Genomic DNA, 21,707 nt, shown 5'->3' with positions numbered 1-21,707 from the left:
CCTGCGGATTCACAAAGTCCAAAGGTTTCTTTTTTATTTTAAGATCATATAACAAAAATAGCTAAAGAGTAAAAAACGCTCCTGTGAAATTCTCCGATAATCTGAGTTAGTTGTACATGGTCCTATGTTTATTTTCTAACATATCGTGTAACCTCTCAGCGAATTCTTTATGATGAATTGTGTTATAACCTGCATGGTTTCCGGGAAATTCAACAATTTCTGTTTCCAAATGTTCCGCTAAGGCGTTTGCGCAACGATAAGGAAAAAAATCTCTTGAAGCACTTCCGCCAGCTGGGAGTACCTTCATCGGAGCAGATGTAAACACCATCTTTAATGCTTCGATATCTAATGTATAGTTGAGAATTCCCTGAATTTCATATTCAGTGAAATACGTTGAATTACCGAGAAGCCGCTCTGCCAGCACATCCTTTGATTGTTCGTTTGTTTCTAAACTTGACAATAATGTAATGACCTCATTTCGGTGATTTTTCTTAAGGTCTTCCATGAATTGGTTGGCTTGTTTCAGCTCATTTCCATTTAAAAACTGCAATAAGACTGGTTCGTGAGGGATCATGACACTTACCTGTTCGGGATGGCGTATGCACAGATCAAGCCCGATAACAGCGCCGGAGCTGCTTCCAAATACGTATGCCGGCTTGTTGGTGAGTTTGGCTAGAAGACGGTGGGCGTCATCACTGTGTGTTTCCACACGGTAATCCTCAGTCTGATTGGCGAGATTGCTGCGGGAATGGCCTCGGCGATCGTAAGTAACAACCGTGTACCAGTTAGCCAGATGGTCTGCAACATGATGGAACTTGTCGGCATCACCGCCTCCGCCATGAATCAAAAGAATGATTGGACCTGTGCCACGCAACTTATAGTGGATGTTCGCTCCAGGCACTTGCAATGTTCCATTGTTTACTATATTCATTTGTAAATCCTTCCTTTCTTCTCATCTCCCTTAACTCTACACAATTGGCCAATGATATCATATGCAGGAAATAACTAAGAAACAAACTCGCCATATCAAAAGCACTGATTACATTTCATCAGTGCTTCCGTTTTGTTTATTTAGAGTAGACAATTTTTTTTATTGTTTCAGTAGAGAGGTGATATTCATCAGATAATTGATTAATTGTTTTGCCGTTTTTAAATGCTTGTTTAATAGAAGTGTTTCTGTCATCGATTAGCTTTCTTGTTCCTGAACACGCACCCCATTTTTGATGAGAGGTTTCAGGCTTAGGAATATATATTGTTTTTCCTTGAACGTACTTTTGAATTTCCGATATCAGCTTTTCAGGTAAAATAGCGGTTGCTTTTACATATGCCATATCTGCCAGCTCCTTATTTTTTATAGCTAAATAAGGCGCAAAGCCACTATATCAGAAAAGCTTACTTGGGCGATCTTTTAGAAAGTCTACCCCATGCAAAGTATCGCCTTCCTAATAATAGGCTTTGCATGGGACGTTGCGGAATCTAGCATTCTCATCTTACTTGCCATTTTCATCACCTCCCAACTATTCGATGATCATTTCCATTATAAAATAGATTAAAGCCTTATTGCATTTTGTTAAATAAAGTTGTAGCAAAAGGGCTTCTCCCAGAGAGAGGGGCTAAGGCTGATTGGCAATGAAAAAAGAGTAAGATTCAAGCCGAAAGCTTTTTATTATTACTTTAGATTCAAAATATTGACAAAACAATGTATTTTCAACAATAGAGCAGCCCCTTGATGTATACTGTGTCTGTATTTACAAAATTTAGTAGGAGGTAATCGAATGAAAATCAGTTTGAAGAAAAATGCGGGTTTCTGGAAGAAAGCAGCGATTTCATCACTTGTTTTCACCATGTTTTTTACCCTGATGATGAGTGAAATGGTTGTTGCGGCGGGACTGAATAAGGATCAAAAGCGCCGGGCAGAACAGCTGACCAGTATCTTTGAAAACGGCACGACGGAGATCCAATACGGATATGTGGAGCCATTGGATGATGGAAGAGGCTATACATGCGGACGGGCAGGCTTTACAACAGCTACCGGGGATGCATTGGAAGTAGTGGAAGTATACACAAAAGCGGTACCGAATAACAAACTGAAAAAGTACCTGCCTGAATTGCGCCGTCTGGCCAAAGAAGAAAGCGATGACATCAGCAATCTAAAGGGATTCGCTTCCGCCTGGGAGTCGCTTGGAAATGATAAGGACTTCCGCGCTGCTCAAGACGCAGTAAATGACAGCTTGTATTATCAGCCTGCCATGAAACGATCCGATCATGCCGGACTGAAAACGGCACTGGCAAGAGCTGTGATGTACGATACAGTTATTCAGCATGGCGATGGTGATGACCCCGACTCCTTTTATGCCTTGATCAAACGCACGAACAAAAAAGCGGGCGGTTCACCTAAAGACGGGATTGATGAGAAGAAATGGTTAAATAAATTCCTGGATGTGCGATATGACGACCTGATGAATCCGGCAGATCCTGACACCCGTGATGAGTGGAGAGAATCGGTTGCCCGTGTGGACGTGCTTCGCTCAATCGCCAAGGAGAACAACTATAATTTAAACGGACCGATTCATGTTCGCTCAAACGAATACGGTAATTTCGTAATCAAATAAGCATTGAGTGAATAAAGCGGCAGCGTTTCTTGTCGATGTTTAGTCAGAATTCTCCGCATGATTTGGAAAAGACAAGAGACAAACAAGCTCTTGTCTTTCCTATATATGATTGTTCAGCATAAAGATTTTAGAAAAATGTCAGTTATTGATCATGAAAGAATCACCAGGCATAAGCCTCAGGTGTCTCTCCTCCAGGTCCGGGAAAGATATCATTCAACATGTGGAGAATGTCCTCATCCAGACTGATTTCAACGGCTTTTATCGTATCACGCAGCTGCTCAACCGTTCTTGGTCCGATGATCGGCGCAGTTAAAACTGGATTTGCTAGCACCCATGCCAAAGCCACGTTTGCTTCTTTTTCTCCTAGTTCTTTGCATAAAGTTGAAAATTTCTCGAGTTGTGAGCGATGTTTTTCGATTAAATCTGCTCTTTTTGCTGTACGGGTTCCGGCATTGCTTTTCAGTGCCTTCCCGCCAAGAAGTCCTCCTGCAAGGGGACTCCACGCCACTACCCCTAAACCAAGATCCTGTGCAGCCGGCAGCACTTCCATCTCAGCTGTACGTTCTAATAAACTATACTTGTGCTGTTCAGTGACGAGTCCCATGAATCGCCGTTTTTCAGCTTCAGCTTGCGCTTTAACCAAATGCCAGCCTGCAAAGTTACTGGATCCAATATAGTCTACTTTGCCGGAGCGAACCTGAGTCTCAAAAGCTTCCCATACCTCATCCCACGGCGTCCGCCTATCGATATGATGCATTTGGTATAATTCTATATGATCTGTCTGAAGCCGCTTCAGCGATCCTTCCAGATGGCGTCTGATTTTGTATAGAGACAACCCCCTCCTATCATTTGGTCCGTCATTCGGATCAGAAATCGGTTCATATACTTTTGTCGCCAGAACGACTTTCTCGCGGCGCTGTCCTCCTTGTGCAAACCATTTTCCAATGATGCTCTCTGTCAAACCTGCATTTTCGCCCCAGCCGTAAATATTGGCAGTATCAAAAAACTGAATGCCGTTATCGAGCGCTTCATCCATGATACGGAACGCCGTCTTTTCATCTGTATCAACTCCAAAATTCATCGTGCCTAAACATAAACGGCTCACCCGCAATCCTGTTCTTCCTAAAAAGGTATATTCCATAACAAATCTCTCCTCATCATTTTTTTTTGCAACAGCTGCAATTCAATTGATTCAACAATTGTTTCATTCTCTGTTACGATTACAAAGACGATACAAACGTAAAGCAGACGCAAAAATAATAGGAGGTTTTTTCAAATGAATATTGAGGATCTATGGGATCAATTTCACCAGCCGTTAAAAACATTTATTTCGCATAGGGTTAACGATCAATCTATGGTTGACGACATATTGCAAATCGTATTTATGAAAATACAAGTTCATCTCCCAAATCTGATTGATGAACAAAAGATTCATAGCTGGATCTATCAGATTACTAGAAATACAATTATTGATTTTTACCGCACCAAAAAATCAAGCGAAATACTGCCTGATCCTCTGCATTTTGATGACAATGCAGAGGAAGAAAATTTCACTAAAGAAGCAGCGGGTTGTATTCGCTCGACCATCAAAAGGTTGCCGGAAAAGTATCGAGAGGCGCTCGAACTGACTGAATTTCAAGGGTTATCACAAAAGGAGTTAAGTGAAAAGCTCGGCATTTCTTACTCGGGCGCAAAATCAAGGGTACAACGCGGACGGGGAAAATTAAAACAACTGCTTGAAGGATGCTGTCATATTGAAGCCGATCGATATGGAAATATCGTAGACTTTCGTATTGTAAAGGAAACTGACTAACAAAGTCAGTTTTTTAATGAAATTGACCATCCGCTGCCAGATACGATTCAGTAATATGAGGAGCATTTTCCCTTTGATGTTTCCACGAGATATATGTATAATATAAATCGTAATGTTTTCGATTTAATGAAAAAGGAGTGTTGGAATGAAGATTTTATTTGCAAAGAGGTTAGGTATATTAACTATTGGTTCATTACTCGTATTGGCAGGATGTCAGACTTCCGGTTCATCAAAAGGTGAGTCTAATAAAACAACATCATCCTCGGCTGTTGCAGAAGACTCTTCCAAAACGCAAGAGCAAGCATCTGAAAGTCACACACACGAAAGTGCTCACGCTCATGATCATGAGCACGATCATAGTCATGCGCATGATGAAGAAACAGAAAAAATTTATGAAGGCTATTTTAAAAACAGCCAAGTAAAGGATCGTTCACTTTCTGATTGGGAAGGAGACTGGCAATCTGTATATCCATACCTGCAAGATGGTACTCTTGACGAAGTATTTTCATATAAATCAGAACATGAAGGTGACAAGACAGCTGAAGAATATAAAGAGTACTATAAAAAAGGGTATAAAACTGATGTTGACCGTATCTTAATTCAAAAAGATGCTGTAACGTTCTTCAAAAATGGAAAAGAATATTCTGGTAAGTATACGTATGACGGGTACGAAATTCTAACATATGATGGAGGCAATAGAGGGGTAAGATACATATTCAAACTAGCTAAAGAAGCTGAAGGGCTCCCTCAGTATATTCAGTTTAGTGATCATAGTATCTATCCGACTAAAGCTAGTCATTACCATCTGTATTGGGGTGATGACCGTGAAGCTTTACTTGATGAAGTCAAACACTGGCCTACCTACTACCCGTCAAAAATGGATGGACACGATATTGCCCATGATATGATGGCTCATTAAATGATGATTACCATGAAATATGGTGTTCTTTTATAATAAAGTTGTTCTGTAATTTATAGAATGCGGAAACACGCCTAGTCCTTTATGAATGCTTAGATGCCCCTATGTTAGCTGCTGGCTCCTCGTCAGCAGCTTTTTGCTTCTGTAGTTTTCTTCCGTTTCTTTCTCTCCGCTTGTAGGTGACTTCTATTTCATTGACGCCCTAGAAAAAATAAACAAAACATTAATAAAACAACGCTATTTCATTAATAAATGTAAGATACGATCAATAATAACTTGACGGTTGGGGAAAAGCTTTTTGAGATAAGAGTAAGGGAGAGTATGATGAAAAAATGAAATTACTAAGGATGAAGAAGCATTTACTAGTGGCTTTATTTTCTCTGGTATTATTTCAGAGTTCTGTGAGTGAATGTTATGCGAGCACAACAACGAAAGCCAAAACTGTAACACTGCCGCCGCCCCCTCCTTCAGGATATTTCGTAGATCATTACAAAAATAACAGCTCTGCTAATACTACAGTGAATTCCAATCCCACGATCGGGGTACTTTCCGAATTTAATAAGCTTTGGACTCCCGGAAGTACTTGGGATAGTGATGCCAAACTGAACAGCAGCGTGTTGGATGCCAACATTCAAAAAGTTGTTGACATTGCTGAACGCCGTACGATTAGTGAGGAAAATGCCGCATATTTTGATGATCGCAGGAATCAGAGCTACAGTGTGATTGACGGTCTTGGTCCGCTTACTGATGTATATCGGTTAAATGCGGGCGCGACGACAACGATCAACAGTATCCCGGCAGATGCCACAATAAAAAAATATATTGACGAAGGAACCAATTCTGGCAGCACGAGTTCCAGTCTCGGCAGCATCGTGAGTTTGGTCAATACGTTACGCGGCCCCTATTCTTCAACGAACCCGGCTAAGGGATACTTCCTTTATCCCCGCCCGTTTCGCTGGGAAAGCAACTCTATTCTTGTTCCAACCCTTGTTCCCGCTATCAATCCTGATCCAAGCAAAGACGGGGGTTTTCCGAGTGGACATACGAATGCTGCATACCTCAGCGCTTTTGCTATGGCTTATGCCGTACCGGAGCGTTATCAGGAGCTCCTTACCCGGGCTTCGGAGCTCGGCAATAACCGCATTGTTGCCGGTATGCATTCCCCGCTTGATGTAATGGGAGGACGTGTCATGGCAACTGGCTTGGCGGCTGCAATTTTATCTGATCCAGCCAATAAAAGTTTGAAAAAGGCTGCTTATGATGAAGCCCACAGTAAGTTGTTAACGCAAACTGGTACAGCGGAAGATCGATTCAGCGATTATGACATGAATAAAAAACAATATATTCAACGATTGACATACGGATTTGGGCAAATCAATTCACCTGCTAAACCAATGATGGTTCCTAAGGGAGCTGAAGTCCTGCTGGAAACTCGTTTTCCTTACCTTGACAACACGCAGCGCCGTTGGGTTTTAGCCACTACCGGTCTTCCTTCCGGCTATCCTGTTCTTGATGATCCTGAAGGGTGGGGACGGCTTGATCTCTATTCCGCCGCCGATGGATATGGCGCTTTTGCGAGAGACGTTACCGTGAACATGGATTCTTCAAAAGGCGGCTTCCATGCATTGGATCGCTGGCGCAACGATATCTCCGGCACCGGAAAGCTGACTAAAAAGGGGACAGGCACGTTAAAGCTGGAGGGGAACAATACATATTCCGGCGGTATACGGATTGATCAGGGAACACTTGAGGGTGACTCGAAGACAGCTTTTGGGAGAGGTGATGTTTCAAACAACGGAGGCACCCTGAAGGAAGAGGTATCAGGAAAACTGGTCATCGGAGGAGACTACAAACAATCTGCCAAAGGTATACTTGAGCTGAATATCAGCGGAAAAAATGATCTGTTACACATTAAGGGCAAGGCAAAAATGAAAGGGACATTACGTCTCAACTTTTCGGACAATTATGCACCAGCTGACGGATCCACGATCATCACCTATGATAAGCGTCAAGGATCATTTTCTTCAATCGAGACCGTAGGATTGCCAAGCAAGTACAAAGTGAAGATCATCTATAAGTCCAACAGTATCCAATTAAAAGTCAAGGCAAATTAGGTTTGCGTCCCAGGCATCTGCTAGCTTAAAAAAAGAGCAATGGTCATTACTTAGGGGAGTTCACTCTATAAAGAATATGTTTTCAAGCTGGTGCTGATTGCCGCCAGCTTGTTTTATGTTTAGCTGTTGGATCGGTTGAGAGAGAATACAAGAAATATTATTAACCCTAGAGTTTTTTGCCTTACAAGGCTCTGTCATTGACAAGGTGTTTTTATTTGTTTAGACATGATTCGCAACGCAAATGTTTGGATCACTATTGTATAGGTTCTTATCCTGACAGGAATAGCGTCTTTTTACGTTTTGTTTACAAGTTGATCAAACTTTAGATACAACTGCCCGCTATATTGAATACAGTTAGGTCTCATCCAAATATAGGCAATGGAACAAGGGAAACATTGATATTTTTAAGGAGGAATACAAGTTGTCAATCAGTATTAAACTGCCTAACGTATCTGTCAGAGAATACGAAAAGGAAGCAAACATCAAGGATGTCGCGGCTTCCATTAGCAGCGGGCTGGAAAATGAGGTTGCAGGTAAATTAAATCGAAAGCTGGTAGATTTATCAACTCCACTTCAGGACGGTGAGCACGTAGAAATCGTCACCCGGGATTCTGCCGAAGGACAGAAGATCATAAAGAGGAATTCGCGTGGGACAGGGCGTCTTGTGGCGCTTGATGCAGCGCGGGGGCTGGCGGTTCTAGGAATGTATTTGCAGCACTTCGCCTTGAATGAGACGAATGCTTCCATCGTCTCTGGGAACACGACGTTGCTATTTGTGCTCTGCGGCGGCATCTCTTACTCAATTATGGCTGGGCGCATGATGGATCGAGGAACGGAGCCGACTGCATTCCGGGCACGGATGCTCGCTCGCGCGGTGTTCGTCGATATCATTGGATATCTTCTCATCATGCTGAATACTCCGTACGGGGTGATCTTGCCCGCTTATGCGGCATTGTTCGTGCTGGCGTTGGTGCTGGTTCGCCGTTCGACTCGTGTACTGATTGCGACATCAGCAGCTCTAATGGTAGTGAGCCCGCCACTGATGATTCTCGGAGGGAGTGTCCTGCCAAAAGCATACTTACTTAGTGATATTGCAGGCGGCCCGCTGTCCGCGCTTGCACTTGCTCCCGCTTTCGTCGCCGGTATGGCGATCGGACGCTTCGACCTTACTAAGATCCGCACTGCACTTTCGCTTGCGGGCAGCGGTGCAATCATGCTCGCCGTCTCTAAATTGCTGGGTATTTTCGTTCTACCGGGGCTGAGCCGTTCCTTCGAAGAATGGCTCGTAGGCGTTCAAGGCACCGCCAGCGCCCAGCCGGACCAGTATGCAATCTGGCCGCACAACGTGGAACCACCGCTGTGGCATAATCTTCTTTCGATAGCCCCGCACAGTGCGTCAACATTCCAGACACTGCTGGGGATGGGTGCTGTATTCATGGTGCTCGGATTGGTATGTCTCGTGCCGAAGAAGGCCTCTGGCGTGTTAATGCCATTCGCAGCAGTTGGTCGCGTGGCGTTAACGATGTATGCAGCTCAGTTTGTCTTCATATGGGGTCTCGAAATAGCTGGGGTCACGTATGATCTCGGAGCGATTCCATTTGGTGATCTGCTCGTTGCAACAGTTGCGCTGGTGATGGGGTGGTTGATCGCACGATTCCCTACAGGTCCGCTTGAAACGTCGATGCGACGCTTCGACCGGGTATTCAGCGCCTTGCGGCCAGTCACGGAACCGGCATCGAAGTAGGCAGTGTCTTCAACATCTCGTAAGTATTGCCTGAAGGAAAATATCTGAGCTGAATATGGGCAGTTTTCCGGCCTTTAGGCTTCAATCTCATAAGCAGAACTCCGAGATATAACAGAGCAGAGTGAGAAGTTTTCGAAATTGAATTTTTCCAAGGTTCTCCATATGTTAAACCCGATTTTGTTCGTCACAGTGTTTTATGGAAACGTGCAGTCTGGAGAAATTGTATGGGATCCCGGAAACCTTGGAAGGGCTTCATGGATTGGTTAAATTTAACAGAATCCTCATTCATGGACGAAATCTATTAAAAGAACGAAGAGATTATGAGGAGCCTAATCCACCTTGCTATTTTCTCCTAATGAGGCATGAAAAACATTTTGTCGTTTAAACATAAAATAATAAACGGTTAGAGGGTGTAGAAAAAGAACCAATGGTTTAAAGCCAACGGTTCTTTTTCTATGTCATATTTAAAGCAGGAAAAATGGTTGAAATGCGGCATGTGTAGCCGTGAGTTGAAGGAATGTAACAGATCGCAGTCATCATTTGATGCAGTTAACGGTGCAACCGTTCTATTGATATCAGCACTCCATGCTTTGAACAACAAAAGACATGCCGTACTTGTTAAAGCAAATATCATGAAAAACGATGTAACCGGGAATGCTATATCTACACGCGATTTTCTTATTGTAGCATCGTCCCGCTTCCTATCGAACGAAAGCGCGGGTGTTCTGCAAGTATGGAGCTTCTCATTTCTTTTACTGCTGGATGGTCTGATGCAAAGAACTGAGGTTTGGACTCGTAAAGCTCAACTAATTTTCCGTTATCCAGTACACCTAGTGTGTCACTCAATTGATAAGCGGCTTTCAAATCATGCGTAATAAAAAAATACGATAACCCAAACTCGTCTTTGAGCTCTTTTAACAAATCGAGTATAAGCGTTTGGGTAACCATGTCCAGACTGCTGACTGATTCGTCTAATACGATCAGTTTCGGTTTGAGCGAGATTGCTCTGGCGATATTGATCCGCTGCAATTGACCGCCGCTGAATTGGTGCGGATATTTTGTTAAATCACTTTCGCTTAGGCCTACCCTTTCCAACAACTCGATAATAGTTCGTCTCTGTTCCGCCGTAGTGAGGGTTTCATAGTTTTCTAATGGTTCTGCAATAATCCGTTCCGCCGTCATTCGCGGGTTGACGGACGAGTATGAATCTTGAAAGACAGCTTGAAGGTCACGACGGATTTTTCGCCGGATCGATTTATCTGCGCTATACATATCATGGCCTTGAAAAAGGATTTGACCTGATTGCGGCCGTTCTAAACCAAGCAACACTTTTCCCAATGTACTCTTACCGGCTCCACTTGCCCCAATCAAGCCTAAGCATGTACCCTTCTCAATCGAAAAGCTGACATCGGATAGGACTTGTTTAGATTGAAATTTCCATTTGAACAATGAACGCTCCGCATAACGATGAGAGACTTCTTTCACTTGTAATAAACTCACTTGTTCACCTCATTAAAATGCCGCTCTTTTGTCAAATTGACCCAATGGCACGTTCATCAATTGGCAATGTCAAACGTGCACTTAATAGCTTTTTTGTATATTCATGCTTTGGTGCATCAAACAGCTGAAACACATCTGCTTTTTCTGCGATTCTTCCTTTCTGCATCACAGCGACTTCATCCGCCATTTCAGCAATGACGCCCAGATCATGAGATATAAGCAAAATCGCCGTTCCACATTCAGAGCGCATGGCGTCTAAATGTTTCAACACGGTCTTCTGATTATTTACGTCTAATGCAGTTGTGGGTTCATCCGCAATGAGAATGCTTGGATGTAAGCATACAGCGGTTGCAATCATCACCCGTTGAAGCATTCCGCCGCTTAATTGAAAAGGGTAAGATTTTAAAAGTTTAACAGGATTGGATAAGCTCACATTATGCAATGCTTCTATTGCAAGCTCCTTTGCCTGCTTTTTGTTAAAAGACGTATGAGAGCGAATCGTTTCAATCATTTGATGACCAATCGTAAAAACGGGTGTAAAAGCGTTCATCGGATTTTGCATAATATAGGCAATATCTTTGCCGCGTATCTTGCGCATTTCTTTATCTGCCAATCCGTTTAATTCTCGGCCTAGTATTGAAATGCTTCCTTCCACCTTGGTTGTTTTCTGATGAAGCATCTGAAGAATGGACATGCCTGTTACTGTTTTTCCGCATCCGCTCTCACCAATCAGGCCAAGAACTTGACCGCGCTTCAGTTCGAAATTGACGTGTTGAACTAGAGTTGAAACTCCTTTGTGCGTTTTGGCCTGTACATGCAAATCTCTAACTTGCAGCACCGGTGATTGTTCTGTTCCCAACTTCCTCATTCCTTTTATCATCGACGTTTGATTCCGTATTTTTCTGATAAGCTCTCGCCCAATAAATTGAACGTTACAACCACAATCATGATCATCATCCCTGGATAAATCATCAACTCAGGGTTCGTCCGGATATACGATTTACCTTCATGAATCATCGCTCCCCATTCCGCAGCCGGTGGCTGGACGCCTAATCCAAGAAACGACATAGCGGATATGTCCATAATAGCCCAGCCCATTTCCAATGTACCCATGACAACGAGGGGAGGGAGCACATTAGGTATGATATGTTTTTTCAGAATCTTCCATTGTGATGATCCATTGATTTTTGCGGCTTTAATAAAGTTTTCCTCTTTCAGACTAAGCACCATTCCTCTAAAAATTCTCGCATAGTAGACCCATTGCACAAGCATGAGGGCAAGAATGACTTGAGGAAGTCCAGGTCCGAATATGCCTACTAGACCAAGAACTAAAATTAAGTTCGGAAAGGCCATCACACCATCACAACATCTCATTAACAAATGATCAATCCATCCGCCTTTATATCCCGAAATCGTACCGACGATGAGACCGATCACAAGTGAGGAAATAAAAATGAGCACTGCAAATCCCAAAGAAATTCGTGTTCCGTACAAAAGGCGGGATAAGTTGCATCTTCCTAAATGATCAGTTCCTAAAGGGAACTCCATGGATGGAGGGTGCAGCTTATATGCTAAATGAACAGCAACAGGGTTATTCGGCGCAATCCAAGGGGCAAATACAGCGATGAGAAATAGGATTGATAATATGATGATACATGCCGTTATCACTTTTTGACTTTTATATATCATGCGTATGCTTGTGATCATCGATACTGCCCTTCTTTCCTGGAAATGCGCGGATCAATATACATTTGAATGAGATCAACGATTAAGCTGCTCAATATAAAAAATGTGGCGGCTATGAACACATAGCATTGAATGACAGGGATGTCACGATTGAAAATGGCCTCAATAAAATAACGGCCAAAGCCAGGCCAAGAAAAAACCACTTCAACAATAATTGTTCCGGTGAGAAGTTTGCCAAGATTCATTCCTAGGCCTGTAATCATCGGAGAAATGGCCATTTTCAATACATGCTTAGCCATAATGCTTTTATTCTTCAGTCCTCTGATTTTTGCGTATTGTACATACGGTTCTTGCAGGTTTTCTATAACACTGGCGCGCAAAAGCCTTGTATACATTGCAATTAAAGGAAGCGCCAGCGTCATTGACGGCAGTACGAGGTGCTGCCATGTTCCAATTCCTTCTACTGGAAAAAGATCTAATTGAACAGAAAAGAAAAAAACCAACATATACCCTAACCAAAAAGTTGGAATGGATGCCCCGAAAAAGGAAATGAAGCGACTGATATGATCAATTGCGCGATTTCTTTTGATTCCCGCAAAGAAGCCGAGAGGCACACTGACAAGCACCGCGATCAATAAACTCCCAAGAGCAAGTTCGATCGTTGCTGGCATTCGGAGTGTTACCTCGTCCCAAACCGGCTTATTCGAAACATAAGAAATGCCGAAATCCAATTGGCATATCTTCAAAATAGAGTTTGCATATTGAATAAAGAATGGTTGATCTAAGCCAAACTCATGTCTTTTTTGCTCTAGAATGTCATCGGTTGGCTGGATATGCGCTGCGGCTACATATGCTTCAGCCGGGTCAACCGGTGAGAGTTGAATCATTCCTGTTGTCAGAAGCGTAGCTAAAAGAAACACTGGTATGATGGACATGATTCGTTTTAATATATAGATGCCCATAAAAGCCTCCTATTGCTTAATGCGAATACCTGTAAATGGATGTTCGTCACGGTTGGCTGGGAAAGTAAAGTCTGTAATATTCTTTTGGTAGATCGCTGTCTTTTTTATATAAGAGATAGGAACGATGGCTCCCTGATCTTGAAGGGATGTTAAAATAGATGAGTAAAGATGTTGACGCTCTTTTTCATCAGTTGTTTTGGGAACCCTTGCCATCTGCTTCAATAGCTCATCCTTGTTTGGATATGCTGAAATCGCTTCATTAAATCCAAATCCTTTTGACGCGACAATGTTTACAAATGTATGCGGGTCATAAGGCGCGCCATAGTTGCTAAAGAAGTTCATATCAAATTCATTCGCTTTGAACCGTTTAACCTGAGTTGCCAATTCTACTCCTTCAAGATTCAACTTCACCCCAATCGCTGCCCACTCTGCTTGCAGCGTTTCTGCCATTGCTTTTTGAATGGATTCCGCTGAATCATACATTAAACTAAATTCAAGAGGCTTACCGTCTTTCTCACGCACCGTCTTGCCATTAGGAAGCTTCCAGCCTGTTGCATCTAATAACGCTGCCGCTTTTTCCGCATCATATTTCACTGGCTTTACATCAATATCAGACGTGTATGGGAAGGTTGTCGGCAAAATATAATCTGCTTTTTCTTCTAACCTAGAGGTAATGCCTTCCACCATGGCGTCTTTATTAAAACCATAGTGCAGGGCTTGACGAACACGTTCATCAGAAAGCTGTTCTTTTTTCGTATTCATGACAAGCTGTCTCGTCGCCACCGGTTCGGAAAGGCTTGTTTCATATTGTCCTGTCGACTGCAGCTGCTTATATGCATCCAAACTGATGACGCCTTCACCGTAAATTAAGTCCAGTTCACCTTTTTCAAATGCGAGTACTCTTGTTTCTGCGTCTGGGATGACTTTCACCTTGATTTTCTCGACTTTAGGCTTTTCACCCCAATAATTTTCATTGCGTTTAAAAATCGCATATTCATCGGTTTTATGCTCTTCCAATACCCATGGACCCGTCCCAACCGGTTTTGCTACACCTTTTGATGTATCGCCATCTTTAGGGAATCCAGCCTCTCCTAAAAACCGAACAGGCCGTACAACTGCCAGCTCCTGAATGGTTGGATAATATGATTCAGTCAGTGTCAATTGAAATGTATGATCATCGATCACTTTTGTTTGAGCTATTTTTGTAATAAATCCTAACCAGCTATGTAACTCAGGATGTTTTAAAATGGAGTCAAAATTCTTTTTCGCGATTTTTGCATTAAATGTTGTCCCATCAGAAAATGTTACATTCTTACGCAAATGAAACGTATACACTTTGCCGTCATTAGATATATCCCAAGACTCAGCTAAATGCGGTTTAAGTTTTCCGCCCGCTTCATAAGAGACCAAAGGCTCATACACCATTGACTGTGTAAACAATTGGGAAGGATTATAGACATGTGGGTTTATTTCTCCTATATCTCTAGGCCAAGCAATTGTGACCATATTGTTAGGATCTTTTTTCTCTGTTTGTCCTGCATTTGTACATCCTGCTAATAAAATAGAAAAGATGAGCATCGATAAGAAAGTAAATTTAATTTTCAAACGAATCTTCCCGCTAAGCATCTGTATTTCCTCCTAAGTGATGTTGATAATCATTTTCATTTTATGGAGGCAGCATACCCTTGTCAATGTAAGAATATAGGTATTGATTTTGAACCCGATGTTCTGCCAACGGCTGTGGGTAGTAATCGCAACAAAAACAAGTAATTGATTTCGAAAAGGGTAACAAATAATCCTTCGAATGATTAAGATGTAACCGACTAAGCATCACTAATCCCCCAGACCGCAAAGCTTCTTCAAGAAAGCTTTGCGGTTTATATTTCTAAGCCCCGATTCATCTCACTCTGAAAAGGTATTTCAACTTTCTCTTTCATCAACAAAGTCCATAAAGAACATTCCCTCACAAAATGAAAAGAAGGATCATGTAATGCGTTATTTCTCTTATCTATTAGCGTTTCTAGCAGGAACAGCTCTTAGCTTTGAAGGAGGCATATATTCCGAAAAACAATAGGGAAATTGGAAACTAGTTTTTACAACTTCTCTATGGAGTCCGAAAAAAGAGGGGAGAGATCCAGTATTTGATCCGGAAAAACTCGGGATAAAGAATGTACACTTTTGGGAGAAAGAGTATCAAGTAATAGAAAACGATGAAGAAGGAAGTAAGGTCAAGGAAATGCTTTAATATTCTAGGTGAACGAACGACATCGTTGGAATATTCTGGTTAGCTAAAGAACCAAGGGTTTTTAGCCATTGGTTCTTTTACTATTAGATGTTATTAATATGAGGACCAACAGATTATGGTTTTATTTCATAGTATCGTTCGACAAATTCCGTGAATTGTAGACAACTTCCCGATTATTTGGATAATTATCTGGATAGGAGGGGAAAAGTTGTCATATTTCATTATACTTATATTTGTTGCATTAATCGGAGCATTGGTAACAGCAGCAGTCGGTGTCATATCTTTAAAAGTGGAGATGATCTCTCCGAAAACTCCAATAGAGTCTAAAGAGGAAGAACAGAAAAGCTTTTATACGCTGAAATAAAGTAGAGAAAGAGCATCTCCTGCGGGGTGCTTTTTAATACAGAGGAGTTGGGAAAACTGAATCAAACTAATTTACTTTTAAGATTCGCCCTTGAAACCGCTGCACTCATTTCCATAGGTGTGTTTGCATGGACCCACTTTAATGGTTATTTTAAATATGTTCTAACTTTAGTTTTACCGATTGCAGTTATGATGATCTGGTCCGTGTTTGCAGTGCCTAATGATCCTAGTCGAAGTGGACAAACTGTGATAGCTGTAAACGGGGTAACAAGATTAGTTATGGAATTATTGATCTTTGCAATGGCTGTTGCAGCGCTTTATTTTAGTTATGTAAAAACGGTTGGTATTATGTTTTTTTGTCTAATATTGCTACACTACATAATTTCAGCTGATCGTATAAAATGGCTTCTAAATCAATAGTAAAATAGCAAACACAGTGGACGATTTTTAAAAACATATAGCTCAATATACAGTAATTTCCCTGGTTCAGAAACTTTGCAGGGTGAGTTAGACACATAACAAAACAGACGCCATAAAGATTTCTTATGGCGTCTGATGGATATGGGGTAAGGTGAGTTCTTAACAGCTACCGAAGAAAGATGTCCCAACGATAATTAATAGGATGAATAGCACCACAATTAATGGAAATGACCGCATAACATCACCTTCCTTAAAAGAGGATAGTACATGATATGCTGATCGAGCTTATTCGATAGTGATGATAGTTTAATTGTGTATAAAATAAGTTTTTAGTCTAATCTGTACTCCTAACTGATCGTTGCATCATACGTATCTTTTTGAATTTGTTCCTTTTCAAAATGATGTGTTGTTTCCGACCAATCTCTTGTTAATCTTCCTGATGCAAGTGGGCTATATGAGGTCACCCCGATTTAGTAATGGAGATGAAGGAAGCATGTTCATCATAAACGCAGATGAAAAAAATGAGTAGATATGAATGAAATTAAAGCCGACTGGCTTTCTTCCTTTTCTCCTTCTCTGCCCGATAAAACTTATGAAACATCTTCATCAGCGCCCGCTTTTCAATCCGCGATACATAGTTGCACGAAATACTGAGTTCTTTGGCAATCTCCCGCTACGTTTTTTCCTTCTTTAAATCAAGTCCAAACCGCCCGACAATCCTATGATAGAGTATTATCATTGTATTATAAACAGCACCTTCTTATAATTGAGTGAAAAAGGATGCGTATCATGCCGATTAATTCTTTTGAAAACTATCCGATGAGCTGGAAGCCATCGATTGATAAAACGGAAAAGCCTATCTATAAAGCACTTGCAGGGCAATTGGAACAGGATATCGTAAACGGAGTTTTATTACCTGGAACAAAACTTCCTCCACAGAGAGAACTGGCTGATTATTTGGATTTAAACGTAAGTACCATTTCAAAAGCGTTTAAAGTTTGCGAGTTAAAGGGCTTGCTAAGTGCATCTGTGGGAAGCGGCACATTTGTATCATACGATGCGTTATCAAATGCGTATTTACTTGAAGATACAAAGCCGAAACATTTAATTGAAATGGGAGCAACACTGCCTGATAATGCTTCTTACGAGCCCCTGTTACTCCAACTAAAAAACATGCTGCAAGATGAAGATTACGGAAAATGGTTTGGTTATGGTCGGACAGGCGAAAGCCTTTGGCAAAAGGATGCAGCTGTAAAGCTCATCCGAAGAGGCGGGTTTGAAACAGCCGTTGATCACATTTTATTTGCAAATGGAGGGCAAAATGCGATTGCTGCTGCATTGGCGAGTCTTTGTAAGCCTGGAGATCGCATTGGTGTTGACCATCATACATACCCTGGATTAAAAACTGTTGCATCAATGCTTAGTGTGCAAATCGTACCGATAAAATCAGAGAACTATGAAATGAGTCCGGAGTCACTTGAATATGCTTGTAAAAATGAAAATATTAAAGGCATTTATTTGATCCCAGATTATCATAATCCGACAGCTTCCTTTATGTCTGTTGAGAAACGAAGAATGATTGCAGAAATTGCAAAGAAATATAATCTGTTTGTTATTGAAGATGCATCGTACCATCTTCTCAACAAAAATCCACTTCCAGCACTTGCATCATTCGCGCCGGAACAGGTTATCCATATTGCAAGTTTATCAAAATCGTTAGCACCAGGGCTGCGACTGGCCTATGTAGCAGTGCCGAGTCAATTTAAGGAGCAAATGTCAAAGGCGCTCTATAATTTAAATATAACCGTTTCCCCGCTATTAGCTGAACTTACTGCACGCACGATTGTATCAAATCAATTTGAAGTCTTAAATGAGGGGCATCGGGAACAAACCATTCGCAGAAACCAAATCGTCAACCGATATTTTGCGGACTATACATGTTTAGGTGTGGAAACAGGCATTTTTCGTTGGTTGTTGTTGCCGGGTAAAATGACTGGTGCTGAATTTGAAGAATTAGCTGCACAGCATGGAGTGCAAGTGTATGCGGCTGAACGCTTTGTAGTTGGAAATAGTTGTCCGGAAAGGGCTGTAAGGGTTTCTGTATGTGCACCAAAAACTCTCGAAGAGCTTGAGCAAGGATTAATGATCCTTAAACGTTTGATAAACGGTATTACCTAATATTGTTCGCCATACAATTATTATATTGTATGGCTTTTTTGCGCGTGTTATGATGATCCACATCTAGAGGGAGGTTTATATAATTAGGCTTTACGAAAGGCAGGTCAGAGTATGTTAAAAACAACAGACATTCAAACAGCTTCATTACAAAGTTACATCAGTTCTCCAGAAAAACAAAAAGCATTATACAAGCGTACATTATTCGTTGTAAGTATTTCACAAATTTTTGGCGGTGCAGGGCTGGCGGCAGGAGTTACTGTCGGTGCGCTTATTGCACAGCAAATGCTTGGTACAGATGCGTTTGCTGGTCTGCCTTCTGCTTTATTTACTTTAGGATCAGCAGGATCTGCATTATTTGTTGGGAGACTATCTCAACGCTATGGCCGCCGTACAGGCCTTTCAGCTGGCTTTGTGATTGGCGGACTTGGAGCAATAGGGGTCATCATTGCAGCCATCATAAATAGTATTTTCTTGTTATTTACTTCATTGCTTATTTACGGTGCTGGAACAGCGACAAATTTACAAGCTCGTTATGCAGGTACGGACTTAGCAAATAATAAACAGCGGGCGACTGCTGTTAGTATTACGATGGTTTTTACAACATTTGGCGCAGTTGCGGGTCCAAGTTTAGTGAATGTCATGGGGAATTTTGCTCTTTCTATTGGTGTTCCATCACTTGCTGGCCCTTTCATTTTAGCAGCAGCAGCATATATCTTGGCTGGTGTTGTCCTTTTCATCATGCTTCGTCCAGATCCATTAGTGATAGCAAGAACAATCGAAGCGACCAACCAAGAACCTAGTGATAAAGGACATTTGGAAACAACCGAGCACACAGAAAACAAAAGAGGCATAATTGTTGGTGCTGCGATTATGGTTCTTACCCAAATTGTAATGGTGGCTATTATGACAATGACACCAGTCCATATGAGTCATCATGGACATGGCTTGGGTGCAGTCGGTCTTGTTATTGGTTTTCATATAGGTGCCATGTATCTCCCTTCACTGGTTACAGGTGTTCTTGTTGATAAGCTGGGACGTACTGTAATGGCGATTGCTTCTGGAACGACGTTGCTTCTGGCAGGCTTAATGGCAGCATTTGCACCAGGAGATTCTATGGTTCTTCTCGTCATTGCTCTTTCTTTACTTGGATTAGGATGGAATTTTGGTTTGATAAGTGGGACTGCACTTATTGTTGATTCAACTGAAACGGCCACACGGGCTAAAACTCAAGGTACAGTAGATGTTCTGATTGCGTTGTCAGGAGCTGCTGGCGGTGCATTGTCTGGAATGATTGTGGCAGGTTCAAGTTTCCTAACATTATCATTTACTGGAGGGATTTTAGCCTTATTGCTCATTCCAGTGGTGGTATGGTCTCGTGGAGGTAAAAAATAAGCCCAAATTATTTTGTGAACAGTAAAATTGTGGAACTGGTTGACTGCGATAGTTGTTTAGGAATGGGGATTACATATTAGTTTTCTTAAATATGTAATCTCCTGTATAAGAAATAGAGAAAGCCAGAATACTAAATCTTTTTTTATTAATTTGCCTAATTTTGAAATGGCTTTATTGGAAACCATCTAAGAACTTATAGTTCTTTTACCATTACCTTCTCGCCGTTAAAATCGAGTTCACCATTAAAGTGAAAACCAAACCTCTGATAAAGGCATAGAGCATGAATATTATTTTCAAATATACTTAAATAAATTCTCCTACATTTATATAGATCAGCAAGGTGCTGAATAAGAGCTTTAAGCATTTTCTTTCCTAATCCCTTTCCCTGATAGTGTTCGTCAATAAAGAATCGATCAAGCCAGACTCTCCCATTCTCATTGTCTTCATCATACTCAGGAAACAATCCATACATTGCAAAACCGACTAGATCTCCTTCATAGTAAAGTCCGACAGGTTTATAATAGTGACATTCTTTTGCATCCTCTAAACATACTTTTGTTGATTCAATATATGATGCTTGATTCTCGCTGACATGTAAAGCAAGAATAGCGGCACGATTATCATCAGTTACTGCTTTTATTTCGATACTCATACTACACTCTCCTTATTTCTTATTCTGCAAAGGATAATATACATTCACGGGTTTATATGCATGTTGGAGTGAGTATGGAGACTTTAAGCGATTAATCCACTGGATAGTCACCATGTTTGTAAAAAAGATGCGATGTTTAAAATAAATTCATGACTTTATAAGAATGTCGTGATGCCTTTTTTCCTTAGATAATTTTTGTCTAAAGTATGTTCTTTTTAACTAAACGGGGCACTATAATTGAATTATAGGTTCATAGAAAAACAAAAAATTTATGAGGAGGATTTTTGTGTTTCAAACCTTAGACCATTTTTTTAAATCTTGGGAGTTCGAAGCCGATGCTACACAAAAACTACTAAATAGTCTAACTGATGAATCGCTTAAACAAGAAATAACTTCACAAAATTGGACTTTAGGCCGTATAGCTTGGCATACTGTTGCTGCTATTCGCATCATTACCTCAAACACAAACTTAACGTTTCACGCTCCAGCTGAAGATTATCCTGTTCCTTCTTCAGCTCAGTTTATAGCTGACAGCTATCATCAAGCAAGTAATGCATTTGTACAGGCGTTAAAAGACCAGTGGACTGACCATACACTTCAAGAACGTATCAACTTTATTGGTCAACAATTGCCAAATGGTTCACTCTTGATGTTTTTAATTCAACATCAAAATCACCATCGAGGACAAATGACTGTTCTTATGAGACAAGCAGGTTTAACTGTTCCAGGTATTTATGGTCCAGCAAAAGAGGAATGGACAAAATTCGGTTTGGAAGCCCCGAAAATGTAATCAAACTTTTTTATAAAGAAGTTAAGCCATTACAACATGTTCTTTCCTTTTGTTCGTTTATTATTGTTATTAACATCATTTTGATTAATTTTTATTCGAAACACTTCAAATTCTTGAAATAACAGGCTTTTGTAACTGGAAATATACCTCAACTTTAAAGAGACTCGAACTAACAAAGAAGATACAAAACGATACTTTGTATCTTCTTTGTTTTTTCTTTAGAGTTATATACCCTTATATGGTATCCATGACATGGCACCAATTTCAAGTAAGAAGTAGTTAACTAGGGGTTTCAGGGATAGAAAGAGAACAAAGTT

Annotated in this window: 20 protein-coding genes and 2 pseudogenes; 10 read left to right on the top strand and 12 right to left on the bottom strand. The window is 41.1% G+C overall.

The genetic code is table 11. From position 1 onward, the window contains the following. Positions 1-106: 106 nt before the first annotated feature. Positions 107-931, bottom strand: coding sequence for an alpha/beta hydrolase (locus M1M80_RS13580; RefSeq protein ID WP_060399105.1), 825 nt, complete (start codon positions 929-931; stop codon positions 107-109). A gap of 136 nt (positions 932-1,067) precedes the next feature. Next, on the bottom strand, positions 1,068-1,331 hold the full coding sequence (locus tag M1M80_RS13575) for a CD3324 family protein (RefSeq protein ID WP_003237267.1): 264 nt from the start codon (positions 1,329-1,331) through the stop codon (positions 1,068-1,070). A gap of 444 nt (positions 1,332-1,775) precedes the next feature. On the opposite strand from M1M80_RS13575, the gene csn reads away from it, so the two are divergent. Next, positions 1,776-2,612, top strand: a complete 837-nt coding sequence (csn, locus tag M1M80_RS13570; RefSeq protein ID WP_060399104.1) for a chitosanase — start codon at positions 1,776-1,778, stop codon at positions 2,610-2,612. A 160-nt stretch (positions 2,613-2,772) separates the two neighbouring features. Here csn and M1M80_RS13565 read toward each other — a convergent pair whose 3' ends face one another. Beyond that, entirely contained in the window at positions 2,773-3,753 is a 981-nt protein-coding gene (locus M1M80_RS13565) for an aldo/keto reductase (protein ID WP_060399103.1), read from the bottom strand. 135 nt (positions 3,754-3,888) lie between these two features. Here M1M80_RS13565 and sigZ point away from each other — a divergent pair, with 135 nt between their 5' ends. From sigZ to M1M80_RS13545, 4 genes are all read left to right on the top strand, one after another. Beyond that, positions 3,889-4,425, top strand: a complete 537-nt coding sequence (gene sigZ, locus M1M80_RS13560; protein ID WP_003237261.1) for an RNA polymerase sigma factor SigZ — start codon at positions 3,889-3,891, stop codon at positions 4,423-4,425. A 145-nt stretch (positions 4,426-4,570) separates the two neighbouring features. Beyond that, positions 4,571-5,344, top strand: a complete 774-nt coding sequence (locus M1M80_RS13555) for a metal-binding protein ZinT (protein ID WP_003237259.1) — start codon at positions 4,571-4,573, stop codon at positions 5,342-5,344. Between the two features lie 332 nt (positions 5,345-5,676). Beyond that, the gene (locus M1M80_RS13550) at positions 5,677-7,458 is read left to right on the top strand and encodes an acid phosphatase (protein WP_060399102.1); all 1,782 of its coding nucleotides are present in this window, start codon (positions 5,677-5,679) and stop codon (positions 7,456-7,458) included. A gap of 421 nt (positions 7,459-7,879) precedes the next feature. Further along, a complete protein-coding gene (locus M1M80_RS13545; RefSeq protein WP_060399101.1) occupies positions 7,880-9,202 on the top strand; it encodes a TGS domain-containing protein in 1,323 nt (440 codons plus the stop codon). Positions 9,203-9,880: 678 nt separating this feature from the next. Here M1M80_RS13545 and nikE read toward each other — a convergent pair. Genes nikE through nikA form a run of 5 tightly spaced genes read right to left on the bottom strand, consistent with a single transcriptional unit; the run spans position 9,881 to position 14,976 of the window. Then, on the bottom strand, positions 9,881-10,702 hold the full coding sequence (nikE, locus tag M1M80_RS13540) for a nickel import ATP-binding protein NikE (protein WP_060399100.1): 822 nt from the start codon (positions 10,700-10,702) through the stop codon (positions 9,881-9,883). Between the two features lie 31 nt (positions 10,703-10,733). Next, complete coding sequence (nikD, locus tag M1M80_RS13535; RefSeq protein WP_060399099.1) at positions 10,734-11,561, bottom strand: nickel import ATP-binding protein NikD; 828 nt, start codon at positions 11,559-11,561, stop codon at positions 10,734-10,736. 17 nt (positions 11,562-11,578) lie between these two features. Beyond that, positions 11,579-12,409 (bottom strand): nickel ABC transporter permease subunit NikC, encoded by an 831-nt coding sequence (gene nikC / locus M1M80_RS13530; protein ID WP_019258983.1) that lies wholly within the window; start codon positions 12,407-12,409, stop codon positions 11,579-11,581. After that, positions 12,406-13,350, bottom strand: coding sequence for a nickel ABC transporter permease subunit NikB (nikB, locus tag M1M80_RS13525; protein ID WP_060399098.1), 945 nt, complete (start codon positions 13,348-13,350; stop codon positions 12,406-12,408). Before nikB ends, nikC begins: the two co-directional genes overlap by 4 nt. A gap of 9 nt (positions 13,351-13,359) precedes the next feature. Then, entirely contained in the window at positions 13,360-14,976 is a 1,617-nt protein-coding gene (gene nikA, locus M1M80_RS13520; protein WP_060399097.1) for a nickel ABC transporter substrate-binding protein, read from the bottom strand. An 827-nt stretch (positions 14,977-15,803) separates the two neighbouring features. On the opposite strand from nikA, the gene M1M80_RS13515 reads away from it, so the two are divergent. Both M1M80_RS13515 and M1M80_RS13510 read left to right on the top strand, forming a co-directional pair. Then, positions 15,804-15,959: a hypothetical protein gene (locus M1M80_RS13515; protein WP_019258976.1), complete on the top strand. Its 156-nt coding sequence runs from the start codon at positions 15,804-15,806 to the stop codon at positions 15,957-15,959. A 47-nt stretch (positions 15,960-16,006) separates the two neighbouring features. Then, positions 16,007-16,378, top strand: coding sequence for a DUF2568 domain-containing protein (locus M1M80_RS13510; protein ID WP_060400042.1), 372 nt, complete (start codon positions 16,007-16,009; stop codon positions 16,376-16,378). Between the two features lie 159 nt (positions 16,379-16,537). Here M1M80_RS13510 and M1M80_RS13505 read toward each other — a convergent pair whose 3' ends face one another. The 3 genes and pseudogenes from M1M80_RS13505 to M1M80_RS21560 all read right to left on the bottom strand — a co-directional run. Then, positions 16,538-16,615, bottom strand: a complete 78-nt coding sequence (locus M1M80_RS13505; protein WP_080010850.1) for a YjcZ family sporulation protein — start codon at positions 16,613-16,615, stop codon at positions 16,538-16,540. A gap of 119 nt (positions 16,616-16,734) precedes the next feature. Continuing rightward, positions 16,735-16,848 (bottom strand): annotated as a pseudogene (locus M1M80_RS13500) (aldo/keto reductase); the annotation flags it as partial. A 71-nt stretch (positions 16,849-16,919) separates the two neighbouring features. Next, positions 16,920-17,096 (bottom strand): annotated as a pseudogene (locus tag M1M80_RS21560) (sigma factor-like helix-turn-helix DNA-binding protein); the annotation flags it as partial. A 71-nt stretch (positions 17,097-17,167) separates the two neighbouring features. Between M1M80_RS21560 and M1M80_RS13495 the strand changes: the two are divergent. Both M1M80_RS13495 and M1M80_RS13490 read left to right on the top strand, forming a co-directional pair. After that, positions 17,168-18,556, top strand: coding sequence for an aminotransferase-like domain-containing protein (locus tag M1M80_RS13495; protein WP_060399096.1), 1,389 nt, complete (start codon positions 17,168-17,170; stop codon positions 18,554-18,556). A 111-nt stretch (positions 18,557-18,667) separates the two neighbouring features. Further along, complete coding sequence (locus M1M80_RS13490) at positions 18,668-19,948, top strand: MFS transporter (protein ID WP_060399095.1); 1,281 nt, start codon at positions 18,668-18,670, stop codon at positions 19,946-19,948. A gap of 193 nt (positions 19,949-20,141) precedes the next feature. On the opposite strand, the gene M1M80_RS13485 is transcribed toward M1M80_RS13490, so the two are convergent. Further along, complete coding sequence (locus tag M1M80_RS13485) at positions 20,142-20,600, bottom strand: GNAT family N-acetyltransferase (protein ID WP_060399094.1); 459 nt, start codon at positions 20,598-20,600, stop codon at positions 20,142-20,144. Positions 20,601-20,886: 286 nt separating this feature from the next. Here M1M80_RS13485 and M1M80_RS13480 point away from each other — a divergent pair, with 286 nt between their 5' ends. Beyond that, positions 20,887-21,390, top strand: coding sequence for a DinB family protein (locus M1M80_RS13480; protein ID WP_060399093.1), 504 nt, complete (start codon positions 20,887-20,889; stop codon positions 21,388-21,390). The last annotated feature ends 317 nt before the right edge of the window (positions 21,391-21,707 follow it).

It is taken from the genome of Bacillus inaquosorum (assembly GCF_023238325.1).
In the GTDB taxonomy this organism is placed as follows: domain Bacteria; phylum Bacillota; class Bacilli; order Bacillales; family Bacillaceae; genus Bacillus; species Bacillus inaquosorum.
Note: the sequence above shows the minus strand (reverse complement) of the source record. Positions and strands in the feature narration are given on the sequence as shown.

Coding starts and splice junctions, on each gene's coding strand:
- M1M80_RS13580 (WP_060399105.1), bottom strand. CDS start 931: ATGAATATAGTAAACAATGGAACATTGCAAGTGCCTGGAGCGAACATC.
- M1M80_RS13575 (WP_003237267.1), bottom strand. CDS start 1,331: ATGGCATATGTAAAAGCAACCGCTATTTTACCTGAAAAGCTGATATCG.
- csn (WP_060399104.1), top strand. CDS start 1,776: ATGAAAATCAGTTTGAAGAAAAATGCGGGTTTCTGGAAGAAAGCAGCG.
- M1M80_RS13565 (WP_060399103.1), bottom strand. CDS start 3,753: ATGGAATATACCTTTTTAGGAAGAACAGGATTGCGGGTGAGCCGTTTA.
- sigZ (WP_003237261.1), top strand. CDS start 3,889: ATGAATATTGAGGATCTATGGGATCAATTTCACCAGCCGTTAAAAACA.
- M1M80_RS13555 (WP_003237259.1), top strand. CDS start 4,571: ATGAAGATTTTATTTGCAAAGAGGTTAGGTATATTAACTATTGGTTCA.
- M1M80_RS13550 (WP_060399102.1), top strand. CDS start 5,677: ATGAAATTACTAAGGATGAAGAAGCATTTACTAGTGGCTTTATTTTCT.
- nikC (WP_019258983.1), bottom strand. CDS start 12,409: ATGATCACAAGCATACGCATGATATATAAAAGTCAAAAAGTGATAACG.
- nikB (WP_060399098.1), bottom strand. CDS start 13,350: ATGGGCATCTATATATTAAAACGAATCATGTCCATCATACCAGTGTTT.
- nikA (WP_060399097.1), bottom strand. CDS start 14,976: ATGCTTAGCGGGAAGATTCGTTTGAAAATTAAATTTACTTTCTTATCG.
- M1M80_RS13505 (WP_080010850.1), bottom strand. CDS start 16,615: ATGCGGTCATTTCCATTAATTGTGGTGCTATTCATCCTATTAATTATC.
- M1M80_RS13495 (WP_060399096.1), top strand. CDS start 17,168: ATGCCGATTAATTCTTTTGAAAACTATCCGATGAGCTGGAAGCCATCG.
- M1M80_RS13490 (WP_060399095.1), top strand. CDS start 18,668: ATGTTAAAAACAACAGACATTCAAACAGCTTCATTACAAAGTTACATC.
- M1M80_RS13485 (WP_060399094.1), bottom strand. CDS start 20,600: ATGAGTATCGAAATAAAAGCAGTAACTGATGATAATCGTGCCGCTATT.